This window comes from Nocardia sp. NPDC047648 (assembly GCF_040642815.1).
Lineage (GTDB): Bacteria > Actinomycetota > Actinomycetes > Mycobacteriales > Mycobacteriaceae > Nocardia > Nocardia gamkensis.
Genome location: NZ_JBEYSX010000001.1, coordinates 743531 through 755095, shown reverse-complemented (window position 1 = coordinate 755095; position 11565 = coordinate 743531). Strand labels below are relative to the sequence as shown.

Below are 11565 nucleotides of genomic sequence, written 5' to 3'. Positions count from 1 at the left end.
CCGCCGCGGCGGCGACCCAACTTCCTCGCTTGTGCCCCATGCCCGGACTCTAACCCCAGGCACCGATAGCCGCGCCGGTTTCCTTCCCAGGGACGAAATCGCCGTGGCCGCAGCGTGTGTCGAGGTCGGGCCGGTGCGGACGGTCCCGCGGGAACCGGCTGCGCGATGCGAGCGGTCGGTAGGCTGGCCGGGTGGCGATCGAGGCGGTGCTGTTCGACTTCTCCGGGACCTTGTTCCGCCTGGAGGCCGACGAATCCTGGTACGCGGATCTGACCCGGCCGGACGGACGGGCGTTCGATGTGGGCGAGAAGGCCGAGATCATGCGGCGAATGACGGCGCCGGTCGACCACATCGCCGAATTCGACGAAGAGACGCAATACGCGTGGGACCACCGTGACCTGGACCCGGCACTGCATCGCAAGGTGATGATGAAGGTGCTGCGCACGTCGGGCGTGCCCACCGACGAGGACGCCGAACGGCTGTACGCCCGGTTGCTCGACCCGTTGGAGTGGACGCCGTACCCGGACAGCGAGGCCGTCCTCGATCTGTTGGCCGCACAGGGCGTTCCGGTCGCGGTGGTGAGCAACATCCCGTTCGACATCCGACCGTCGTTCGCGGCGCGCGGCTGGGATCGGCTGGTCGCCGCGTTCACCCTCTCCTTCGAGGTCGGCGCCATGAAGCCCGACCCGGAGATCTTCCGTTCCGCGCTACGCGATCTGGGCGTGCCCGCCGAGGCGGCGCTGATGATCGGTGACAGCGCCGAGGCCGACGGCGGCGCCGAGGCGCTGGGCAGCCGATTCGCTCTGGTGGAGGCCCTGCCCACCGGGGAGCGCCCGGACGCGCTGCTGGCCGCGCTGCGGCGGCACGGTCTCGTGGACTGAGCCTCGCGGTCGGTCCGCGCCGCGACCGCCTGGTTCATTTGCCGAACTCCGAGTTGCGCGGGATGTCACCGTGTTACCGTGCGATTCCGGCATATTCGCAGGATGTGCCGGAAGGTTCGGTACCAACGGAGGTACGGCTGTGAGCTCGGCGTTCTCCGGTGAGGAGTCGGCCGTCGGCGTGGAAACCGCCATGCCGGAGGCGGTTCGGGATGTGCGGGAAGCGGTCGCCGGGATGGCGGGATTCGGACTCGCCTATCCCGTGCTGATGAATCTGACGCGCGGTGGCGACGCGGCCGCCACGGCGTCCACCCAGTTCTGCGTGGCCTGGGCACTGGGTCTGCTCGTGCTCGGATTCGCGGAGGGCGCGCCCGCCGTGCGCAAACTGACGATCGGGCTGGCGCTCCTGCAGGCGGTCGTCGGATGCTGGGCGATCAGGGACTCGGCGACCGTCCCGCCCGTCGTCGCCATCGTCGCGGCGGCGTATTCGCTCGCCACCTCGGCTGCCGTGGTGTACCTGCTGTGCCGCCCGGAAGCCAAGGCGTGGTTCGGGGTCCCTGGGTCCGGATAGTCACGCGCGGCCGCCGTCGGACGGGCTGTCGGTCGCGGTCGATACGCTGGATGGGTGGCAGATCCAGCGACGTACCGGCCCGCGCCGGGCACGATTCCCGTCGAACCAGGTGTCTACAAATTCCGGGACGCCCATCGGCAGGTCATCTACGTCGGCAAGGCAAAGAGCCTGCGCAGCAGACTGAACTCGTATTTCGCCGACGTCGCCGGACTGCATCCGCGCACCAGGCAGATGGTCACCACGGCGGCGAGCGTCGAATGGACGGTCGTCTCCACCGAGGTGGAGGCCCTGCAGCTGGAATACAACTGGATCAAGGAATTCGATCCCCGCTTCAACGTCCGCTACCGCGACGACAAGTCCTACCCGGTGCTCGCGGTCACCTTGAACGAAGATTACCCGCGGCTGTTCGTCTACCGCGGCGCGCGCCGCAAAGGGGTGCGCTACTTCGGTCCGTTCGCGCACGCCTGGGCCATCCGCGAGACGCTCGATCTGCTGCTGCGGGTGTTTCCCGCGCGCACCTGCTCCAACGGGGTCTTCCGGCGGCACCACCAGATCGGGCGTCCCTGCCTGCTCGGCTATATCGACAAATGCTCGGCGCCGTGCGTCGGGCGGGTGAGCGCCGAGGAGCACCGCGCCATCGTCGAGGACTTCTGCGACTTCCTCGCAGGCCGCACCGATCGGTTGGTCCGCGAACTGGAGCGCCGCATGCACGACGCCGCGGAAGACCTGGATTTCGAGGCCGCCGCCCGGCTGCGCGACGACGTGCAAGCGCTGCGCCGCGCGCTGGAGAAGCAGGCGGTGGTGCTCGGCACGGGCACCGACGCCGACGTCATCGCCTTCGCCGCCGACGAGCTGGAGGTGGCGGTGCAGGTCTTCCATGTGCGGGACGGCCGGGTGCGCGGCCAGCGCGGGTGGGTGGTCGACAAGTCGGGGGACGCGGTCGACGTCCCGGAGGCGGGCGGTGAACTCGCCGCGCTGGTCGAGCAGTTCCTCACCCAGTTCTACGGCGAGCAGGTCACGGTGGCCGAGCAGTCCGCCGACGAGTTGCTCGCCACCGTGGTGCCGCGCGAAGTGCTCGTGCCCGAACTGCCCGCCGATATCGAGCAGGTCCAGCAGTGGCTGTCCGGCCTGCGCGGCTCGGCGGTGAAGGTGCGGGTGCCCCAGCGCGGGGACAAGAAGGCGCTCGCCGAGACCGTGCAGCGCAACGCGATGGAGGCGCTGGCCCAGCACAAGCTCAAGCGGGCGGGCGATCTGACCTCGAGATCGCAAGCGCTGCAAGAGATCCAGGACGCCTTGGAACTCGACACTGCGCCGCTGCGGATCGAGTGCGTCGACGTCAGTCACGTGCAGGGGACCGACGTGGTCGCCTCGCTGGTGGTCTTCGAGGACGGTCTGGCCCGCAAGTCCGAATACCGCCACTACACGATCCGGGAAGCGGCGGGCGACGGCCGTTCCGATGACGTCGGCAGCATCGCCGAGGTGACCCGACGCCGGTTCCTCAAGCTGCGCCGTGAGCGCGACATGATGGAGCAGGACGATCTCGCCGCGACCGGAACCGACGACGACGCGCTCGACCTCACCTCCCGTCCGGGTATCGATCCGCGCACGGGGCGCCCGCGCAAGTTCTCCTATCCGCCCAACCTGTTCGTCGTCGACGGCGGCGCGCCCCAGGTCGCCGCGGCCGCCGAGGTGCTCGACGAACTGGGCATCACCGATGTCGCGGTGATCGGCCTGGCCAAACGGCTCGAGGAGGTGTGGGTGCCCGGCGAGAGCGACCCGGTGATCCTGCCGCGCAACAGCGAGGCGCTCTACCTGCTGCAACGGGTGCGCGACGAGGCGCACCGCTTCGCCATCACCTTCCATCGCAGCAAGCGCTCACGCCGGATGACCGCCTCGGCCCTGGACTCGGTGCCGGGGCTCGGCGCGGCGCGCCGGACCGCGCTGGTCACTCATTTCGGATCGGTCGCCAAGCTGAAGCAGGCCACGGTCGAGGAGATCACCGAGGTGCCCGGAATCGGGGTGGCGACCGCGAAAGCGGTCCTTGCGGCGCTCGAGTCCGAATAGACAGTCGACAGTGCACCGGAAATTTCGGTATCGCGTACGTTGTGTGTCTGCGGCCGATACCGAAACCGGTGCGCGATGATCGGAAGGCACCCCAGACACGGATCCGGTAGGACATGACACGCGTCGAATCGAACAGCAGTGCGGGCAGTCCGCCGACGAGTGCGGGACGAGTGGCTTCGTCCGGCGCCGTCGGCGGAGCGAATCCGCAGGTCGAGGTCGTGATCGTGACCGGGCTCTCGGGCGCGGGCCGCGGCACGGCCGCCCGCGTACTCGAGGACCTCGGCTGGTACGTGGCCGACAACCTGCCACCCGAGCTGTTCGGGCGGATGGTGGAGCTCGGTGCGTCCGCGAAGCCGCCGATCCGCCGTCTCGCGCTGGTCATGGACGTGCGCAGCCGGTTCTTCACCGGTGATCTCTCGGTGGTCACCGAGCAGCTGCGGATCCTCGGGGTGCGCACCAGGGTCCTGTTCCTCGAGGCCTCCGACGACGTGCTGATCCGCCGCTTCGGCTTCGCCCGGCGCAGGCATCCGCTACAGAGCGAGAGCAAGGACGGCACGTTGTCGGCGGGTATCGCCGCCGAGCGGGTGCGGCTGTCCGCCGTGAAGGCCGCCGCCGACCTGGTGATCGACACCACCGAGCTGTCCATCCATCAGTTGCACCGCAAGATGGAGGAGGCCTACGGCGGCGGCGCGCCCAGCGCGTTGCAACTCACCGTGCAGTCGTTCGGCTTCAAGTACGGGGTTCCGCTGGACGCCGACATGGTGTTGGATGTGCGTTTTCTACCCAATCCGCATTGGATACCGGAGTTGCGGGAACACACCGGTCAGGAGACGGTGGTCAGCGAGTACGTGTTGTCGCGTCCCGGCGCGGACGATTATCTGCGTACCTGCCACCACCTGGTCGAGCTGACCACGAACGGTTACCGCCAAGAGGGGAAGCGATACATGACGGTCGCAGTGGGCTGCACCGGAGGCAAGCACCGGAGCGTCGCGATTGCCGAGGCACTGGGCGAGTTGATGAGTGAGGTCACCGGTGGGCCGGAGGAGTCCGCCGACGTGGTCCGGGTCGTCCATCGAGACCTGGGGCGCGAATGACCGGTTGGGAATCCAATCCCAGCATCGTCGCGCTGGGTGGTGGACATGGGCTGTACGCGACACTGACCGCGGTGCGGCGGCTGACCAGGAAGATCTGCGCGGTGGTCACCGTCGCCGACGACGGCGGCTCCTCGGGCCGGCTACGCGCCGAGCTGGGTGTGCTGCCGCCGGGAGATCTCCGGATGGCGCTCGCGGCCCTGGCCGCGGACGCCGACGGCGTCTGGACGCAGACCGTCCAGCATCGTTTCGGCGGCACCGGCGCGCTGGCCGGGCATTCCGTGGGCAATCTGATCCTGGCCGGGCTCACCGAGGTACTCGGCGATCCGGTCGCCGCGCTCGATGAAGTCGCCCGCATGTTGCGCATCACCGGCCGAGTGCTGCCCATGTCGCCGATCGCGCTGGACATCGAGGCGGATGTGTCTGGGCTGGAGGCGGATCCACGGGTGAGCCGTTGCATTCGCGGCCAAGTTGCCATCGCGACCACGCCGGGTAAGGTGCGGCGGGTGCGGCTGATTCCGTCCGACCCACCGGCCAGTCCGGAGGCGACCTCGGCGATCGAACACGCGGATGTCGTGGTGCTCGGGCCCGGATCGTGGTTCACCAGCGTGATTCCGCACGTCCTCGTTCCGGAGCTACGGGAAGCCCTGGTGTACACCAGGGCCCGGAAAGTCCTCGTGCTCAATCTCGCCGCGGAGCCGGGGGAGACCGCCGGGTTCTCCGCGGAGCGGCATTTGCATGTATTGTCCCAGCACGCACCGGAATTCGTCGTCGATGAGGTGCTGGTCGACTCCGGGTCGGTGCCGGAGGGTCGTGAACGGGAACATGTGGCCAGGGCTGCCGAACAGTTGCGGGCACGAGTAACGTTCTCCGATGTCGCCGAAGCGGGAACGGACCGGCATCACCCCGGAAAGCTTGCCGCCGCACTGGATCAACTGATCCGGCAACCTCGGCCGCAAATGGCAGGGCTTCGAGTCGAGGGACGGCACATGGGCCAGGATGTGCGTTCCGGGTTGGGTGGAAAGGAGCGCGTCCCGTGGCGATGACAGCCGATGTGAAAGACGAGCTGAGCAGGCTCACGGTGTCGCAGGTGAGTTCCCGCAAGGCGGAGCTGTCCGCTCTGCTGCGTTTCGCGGGCGGCCTGCACATCGTCGCCGGCCGGGTGATCGTCGAGGCCGAGGTGGACATGGGGTCCATCGCGCGCAGGCTGCGCCGGGAGATCTTCGAACTCTACGGTTACGGCTCCGACGTGCACGTGCTCGGTGCGGGCGGACTGCGCAAAACCTCCCGGTACGTGGTGCGCGTCTCCAAGGAGGGCGAGGCGCTGGCTCGGCAGACCGGTCTGCTCGACGTGCGCGGCCGTCCGGTGCGCGGCCTGCCCGCGCAGGTGGTCGGCGGCAGCATCGCCGATGCCGAAGCCGCTTGGCGCGGCGCGTTTCTCGCGCACGGCTCGCTCACCGAACCCGGCCGCTCCTCGGCGCTCGAGGTCAGCTGCCCCGGACCCGAGGCGGCGCTGGCGCTGGTCGGCGCGGCCCGGCGGCTCGGCATCACGGCCAAGGCCCGCGAAGTGCGCGGCACCGACCGCGTGGTGGTGCGCGACGGTGAGGCGATCGGCGCGCTGCTGACCAGGATGGGCGCGCACGGCACCCGGATGGTCTGGGAGGAACGCAGGCTGCGCCGCGAAGTGCGCGCGACCGCGAATCGCCTGGCCAATTTCGACGACGCCAATCTGCGCCGCTCGGCGCGCGCCGCGGTCGCCGCGGCGGCGCGGGTGGAGCGCGCGCTGGAGATCCTCAGTGACGACGTGCCCGACCATCTCGCCGCCGCGGGCCGGCTGCGCGTGCAGCACCGGCAGGCGTCACTGGAGGAACTCGGCCAGCTCGCCGACCCGCCGATGACGAAAGACGCTGTCGCGGGCCGCATCCGGCGGCTGCTGTCGATGGCCGACCGGCGCGCCAAGGAACTGGGCGTTCCGGACACCGAATCGGCCGTCACGGCCGAACTGCTCGACGAAGCCTGAGCCCGCGCTCCGGACGTTCGACGCGATCCCCGCGACCGGGCCGGTCGCGGGGATCGCGGCGTTTCGACTGCGGAAACCGTGTTGGTCGGGCGTCTGACCAGGCATCCCGTCCTGGCGAATGCCAGGTGCGTGTCGGCGAGGTCGCCGCAGGACGTTAGTGTGAGTGGGCATCGGAATGATCCGCTGGAAAGTTGAGGAGCGATAACGTGACTGTCCGGGTAGGCATCAACGGCTTCGGTCGTATCGGACGTAACTTCTTCCGGGCGGTGGAGGCGCAGAAGGCGCTCGGCACCACCGACATCGAGATCGTCGCGGTCAACGACCTCACCGACAACGCGACCCTCGCGACCCTGCTCAAGTACGACTCGATCCTGGGCCGTCTGCCCCAGGACGTCTCGCTCGACGGCGACGACACCATCGTGGTGGGCGACCAGCGGATCAAGGCGCTGGCGATCAAGGAAGGCCCCGCCGCGCTGCCCTGGGGTGACCTGGGTGTCGACGTGGTGGTCGAGTCCACCGGCATCTTCACCGATGCCACCAAGGCCAAGGGCCACCTCGCCGCGGGTGCCAAGAAGGTCATCATCTCCGCCCCGGCCAAGGGCGAGGACATCACCATCGTCATGGGCGTCAACGACGACAAGTACGACGGCAGCCAGAACATCATCTCCAACGCGTCCTGCACCACCAACTGCCTGGGCCCGCTGGCCAAGGTGCTCAACGACGAGTTCGGCATCGAGCACGGCCTGATGACCACCATCCATGCCTACACCCAGGACCAGAACCTGCAGGACGGCCCGCACAGCGACCTGCGTCGCGCCCGCGCCGCCGCGCTGAACATCGTGCCCACCGGCACCGGCGCCGCGAAGGCCATCGGCCTGGTGCTGCCCGAGCTGCAGGGCAAGCTGGACGGCTACGCGCTGCGCGTACCGGTCCCGACGGGCTCGGTCACCGACCTGACCGCGACGCTGCGCAAGTCGGCCTCGATCGAGGAGATCAACGCCGCCTACAAGGCCGCCGCGGAAGGCCCGCTGAAGGGCATCCTGAAGTACAACACCGACCCGATCGTCTCCAGCGACATCGTCACCGACCCGGCCTCGTCGATCTACGACGCGCCGCTGACCAAGGTGATCGACAACCAGGTCAAGGTCGTGTCCTGGTACGACAACGAGTGGGGCTACTCGAACCGTCTCGCCGATCTCATCGGCCTCGTCGGTAAGTCGCTCTGACGCGCATGGCTGTCAAGACACTCGCGGATCTGCTCGGCGAGGGCGTCGAGGGCCGGGGCGTGCTGGTGCGCTCCGACCTGAACGTCCCCCTCGACGACCAGGGACAGATCACCGACCCCGGCCGCATCATCGCCTCGGCGCCGACCATCAAGGCACTCGCCGAGGCGGGCGCCAAGGTCGTCGTCACCGCGCACCTCGGCCGCCCGAAGGGCGAACCGGACCCGAAGCTCTCGCTGGCGCCGGTGGCCGCCCGCCTCGCCGAGGAATTGGGCCGCAATGTCCAGCTCGCCGGTGACGTGGTGGGCCAGGACGCGCTCGCGCGGTCGGAGGGCCTCACCGACGGCGACGTGCTGCTGCTGGAGAACATCCGGTTCGACGCGCGCGAGACCAGCAAGGACGACGCCGACCGGGCCAAGCTGGCCGCGGCGCTGGTCGAGCTGGTCGGCGACGACGGCGCGTTCGTCTCCGACGGTTTCGGCGTGGTGCACCGCAAGCAGGCGTCGGTGTACGACGTCGCCGAACTGCTGCCGCACTACGCGGGCACGCTGGTCGCGGCCGAGGTCGAGGTGCTGGCCAAGCTGACCGAGAACCCGGACCGGCCGTACGCGGTGGTGCTCGGCGGTTCCAAGGTCTCCGACAAGCTGGCGGTCATCGAGGCGCTCGCGCCGAAGGTCGACACCCTGGTGATCGGCGGCGGCATGTGCTTCACCTTCCTTGCCGCACAGGGCCTTTCGGTGGGCGACTCGCTGCTGCAGGAGGAGATGGTGGACACCTGCAAGCAGCTGCTCGAGCAGTACGCCGACGTCATCCACCTGCCGCGCGACATCGTGGTGGCCGACAAGTTCGCCGCCGACGCGGAGTCGAAGGTGGTACCGGCGCACGAGATCCCGGACGGCTGGCTGGGCCTGGACGTGGGCCCGGACTCGGTGCACCGCTTCGCGGTCCTGCTGACCGAGGCGCGGACCGTCTTCTGGAACGGGCCGATGGGCGTGTTCGAGTTCGAGAAGTTCGCCGCGGGCACCCGCGGGGTCGCCGAGGCGATCGTGACCGCCACCGGCAAGGGCGCGTTCACCGTGGTCGGCGGCGGCGATTCGGCCGCGGCCGTGCGGGCGCTCGGCCTGCCGGAGGACGGCTTCTCGCACATCTCCACCGGTGGCGGCGCGTCGCTGGAGTACCTGGAGGGCAAAGAGCTCCCCGGCATCGCGGTGTTGGAGGACTGAGCATGGCACGCAAACCGCTCATCGCGGGCAACTGGAAGATGAACCTCAATCACCTCGAGGCCATCGCCCTGGTGCAGAAGATCGCGTTCGCACTGCCGGAGAAGTACTTCGACAAGGTGGACGTCGCGGTGATCCCGCCGTTCGTCGACCTGCGCAGCGTGCAGACGCTGGTCGAAGGCGACAAACTCCTGCTCACCTACGGCGGCCAGGACGTCTCGGTGCACGAGGCGGGCGCCTACACCGGTGAGATCAGCGCGAGCATGCTCGCCAAGCTGGGCTGCACCTTCGTCGTGGTCGGGCACTCCGAGCGGCGGCAGTACCACAACGAGGACGACGCCACCGTGCTGGCCAAGGCCAAGCAGGCGTTGAAGCACGGGATCACCCCGATCGTGTGCATCGGCGAAGGCTTGAACGTCCGCGAGGCGGGAACGCACGTCGAGTACAACCTCGAGCAACTGCGCGGATCGCTGAAAGGCCTGTCGGCGGAGGAGATCTCGAAGATCGTCATCGCCTACGAGCCGGTGTGGGCGATCGGCACCGGCAAGGTCGCCACCCCCGCCGACGCGCAAGAGGTCTGCGGCGCGATTCGCGGGGAGCTGGAGAAGCTCGCCTCGCCGGAAGTCGCGGCAGAGGTGCGCGTGCTCTACGGCGGATCGGTGAACGCCAAGAACGTCGGAGAACTGGTCGCGCAGAGCGACATCGACGGCGCATTGGTGGGCGGCGCTTCGCTCAAGGGTGACGAATTCGCCACCCTCTCCGCGATCGCCGCGGGCGGCCCCCTGCCCTGACCCGGGTCCGACGCGCGACAGCCCGGTATCGCTTCCCGCGATACCGGGCTGTGCCGTATACGCCGAGAGCGATCACGGATGCCGCGCGAGCGGGAATCGTGCGATGATGTCGCAGCTCGATCCCCCAGCACCGCAAGGATTTTCGTGACTCTCCGCAAGATGTACACCGCCCTTCCGGTCGCGCTGCTCGCGCTGGCAGCTCTTGCCGGTTGTTCCGACGACTCGTCCCACGAACACGCCGGACACGACGCGGCATCGAGCACCGTTGCGGCGGCGGTCGATCCAGAGCGGCAGGACGCGGGGCATCGCAGACTGAACCAGCTCGTCGGGACGTGGAAGGGCGACAAATCTACCTTCGTCGCGGGTGGCACGGCGGACAACCCGGTGCGGCGGGAGATCGTCTCGCGCTGGGAATGGATCACCGAGACCGGCAGCAACTTCCTGCGGGAGGAAGCCGAGGACGTCCACGGCAGCGGCGCGTACTACCGGCTCGGGCTCCTCGGATTCGGACCGACCGACAATCGCTACGAATGGACGACCGTCGACAGTGTCACGCCGATGACCATGAGCTACAAGGGCGCCAAGGGGAGCGGCGGTGACCCCGACATCGTGATGGCCGGTGAATTCACCGATCCGGGGGTGCTCGGCGCGCAGTTCGCGGGCAAGACGATCCCGATGCGCACGGTGATCCGGCTGGAGTCGGCCGACCGGGTGCTCATGGAGATCTACTTCACGCCGCCCGGAGCGGCGGAGCTGGTCGCCGACCGCGTCGTGCTCACCCGGCAGAAGTAGCGAGCGTCACTGCGCGTGCAGGACCAGACCCGCGCCGTTGTCGTTGCGCAGGGTCAGCGTGTCGGCGTCCACCGTGGCGGTCGCCGTGCCGTCCAGGGTTCTCAACACGGCTTGCTCGACCTCCATCACCTCCGGCGAGCACAGCATCTTCGTGGTGGCGATCCGGAAGGTGATCCGGGTGCCGGACACCTGGGCGCTGCCGGTCATGCGATTGCACCCGGCGCCGCCGGAGACGCTGTCGTCCGCGGCGATGGTGAGCGTCGGCTGCGCCTCGTCGAGGGCACGCGAGCGGATCTGGCTGTTATCCGTGATGAGCGCGGTGACCAGCCAAGGCGTGCCCACGATCGGTTTGTCCGGCTGGGCGACCTTCTTGTCGATCAGGCTCACCGTGCGGTCGGGGCTGCGCAGGGTGAGCCGCGAGTCGTCCAGCCGCCAGGTGGGCTGCGAGTTCAGCAGGCCGCTGAGCCACTCGTCGGCGCCGCGCCGATCATCCTCGCAGGCCATCAGGGTGGTGGCCAGACCGGAGACGTGCAGCACCTGATCGTCCAGGGTGGCCGCGCCGGTGAACTTGTTGCATCCCGCGTCGGCCGCTACCCGGCCCTCGGTGAAGCTGATGGTCAGCGGCCCGCCGCCGGGAATCGGGGTGCCTTCGACACCGGTGGAAAGAAATGTGCGGCCCACCGGCGTCGGCTCGTCGGCGCCGCGGCCGGGCTCACCGCTCGAACACGCCGCCACCGTGCAGAGGGCGAGCAAGACGAGCGGTCCTGATCGCGCGAAGAGTGCCGCCATGCGGCGATGTTACCGACGACCGGCCGCGCCACCGAGGTCGCGTCGGTCGGCACGGCCTGCCGGTGAACTCGCCGGGCGCCGTAACCAAGACTCATGGGATGACTCACTCGGCCCCGTATTAGTATC

At 68.9% G+C, this 11565-nt stretch carries 11 protein-coding genes; 10 read left to right on the top strand and 1 reads right to left on the bottom strand.

What is annotated here, in order from left to right:
* Positions 1-191: 191 nt before the first annotated feature.
* The 10 genes from ABZ803_RS03440 (at position 192) to ABZ803_RS03395 (ending at position 10650) form a co-directional block, all read left to right on the top strand.
* Positions 192-881, top strand: coding sequence for an HAD-IA family hydrolase (locus tag ABZ803_RS03440; protein WP_357032165.1), 690 nt, complete (start codon positions 192-194; stop codon positions 879-881).
* A gap of 139 nt (positions 882-1020) precedes the next feature.
* Entirely contained in the window at positions 1021-1449 is a 429-nt protein-coding gene (locus ABZ803_RS03435; RefSeq protein WP_357032162.1) for a hypothetical protein, read from the top strand.
* A 54-nt stretch (positions 1450-1503) separates the two neighbouring features.
* Positions 1504-3513 (top strand): excinuclease ABC subunit UvrC, encoded by a 2010-nt coding sequence (gene uvrC, locus ABZ803_RS03430; protein ID WP_357032159.1) that lies wholly within the window; start codon positions 1504-1506, stop codon positions 3511-3513.
* 113 nt (positions 3514-3626) lie between these two features.
* Positions 3627-4607 (top strand): RNase adapter RapZ, encoded by a 981-nt coding sequence (rapZ, locus tag ABZ803_RS03425; protein ID WP_040867487.1) that lies wholly within the window; start codon positions 3627-3629, stop codon positions 4605-4607.
* Positions 4604-5650, top strand: a complete 1047-nt coding sequence (yvcK, locus tag ABZ803_RS03420) for a uridine diphosphate-N-acetylglucosamine-binding protein YvcK (RefSeq protein ID WP_043693713.1) — start codon at positions 4604-4606, stop codon at positions 5648-5650. Before rapZ ends, yvcK begins: the two co-directional genes overlap by 4 nt.
* Positions 5641-6624: a DNA-binding protein WhiA gene (whiA, locus tag ABZ803_RS03415; RefSeq protein WP_357032156.1), complete on the top strand. Its 984-nt coding sequence runs from the start codon at positions 5641-5643 to the stop codon at positions 6622-6624. The genes yvcK and whiA overlap by 10 nt, the downstream gene beginning before the upstream one ends.
* 206 nt (positions 6625-6830) lie before the next feature.
* On the top strand, positions 6831-7850 hold the full coding sequence (gene gap / locus ABZ803_RS03410) for a type I glyceraldehyde-3-phosphate dehydrogenase (RefSeq protein ID WP_040867484.1): 1020 nt from the start codon (positions 6831-6833) through the stop codon (positions 7848-7850).
* A gap of 5 nt (positions 7851-7855) precedes the next feature.
* Positions 7856-9070 (top strand): phosphoglycerate kinase, encoded by a 1215-nt coding sequence (locus ABZ803_RS03405; protein ID WP_357032153.1) that lies wholly within the window; start codon positions 7856-7858, stop codon positions 9068-9070.
* A 2-nt stretch (positions 9071-9072) separates the two neighbouring features.
* On the top strand, positions 9073-9858 hold the full coding sequence (gene tpiA, locus ABZ803_RS03400) for a triose-phosphate isomerase (protein WP_357032150.1): 786 nt from the start codon (positions 9073-9075) through the stop codon (positions 9856-9858).
* Between the two features lie 144 nt (positions 9859-10002).
* Complete coding sequence (locus ABZ803_RS03395) at positions 10003-10650, top strand: DUF1579 family protein (protein ID WP_357032148.1); 648 nt, start codon at positions 10003-10005, stop codon at positions 10648-10650.
* A 6-nt stretch (positions 10651-10656) separates the two neighbouring features.
* Here ABZ803_RS03395 and ABZ803_RS03390 read toward each other — a convergent pair whose 3' ends face one another.
* Positions 10657-11439 carry an META domain-containing protein gene (locus ABZ803_RS03390; RefSeq protein ID WP_357032145.1) on the bottom strand — a complete coding sequence of 261 codons (783 nt, stop codon included), beginning with the start codon at positions 11437-11439 and terminating at the stop codon, positions 10657-10659.
* Between the last annotated feature and the right edge of the window lie 126 nt (positions 11440-11565).

What these genes read in the sequence shown, in the direction of transcription:
- rapZ (WP_040867487.1), top strand. Translation starts at nt 3,627, where the DNA reads ATGACACGCGTCGAATCGAACAGCAGTGCGGGCAGTCCGCCGACGAGT.
- yvcK (WP_043693713.1), top strand. Translation starts at nt 4,604, where the DNA reads ATGACCGGTTGGGAATCCAATCCCAGCATCGTCGCGCTGGGTGGTGGA.
- ABZ803_RS03405 (WP_357032153.1), top strand. Translation starts at nt 7,856, where the DNA reads ATGGCTGTCAAGACACTCGCGGATCTGCTCGGCGAGGGCGTCGAGGGC.
- tpiA (WP_357032150.1), top strand. Translation starts at nt 9,073, where the DNA reads ATGGCACGCAAACCGCTCATCGCGGGCAACTGGAAGATGAACCTCAAT.
- ABZ803_RS03390 (WP_357032145.1), bottom strand. Translation starts at nt 11,439, where the DNA reads ATGGCGGCACTCTTCGCGCGATCAGGACCGCTCGTCTTGCTCGCCCTC.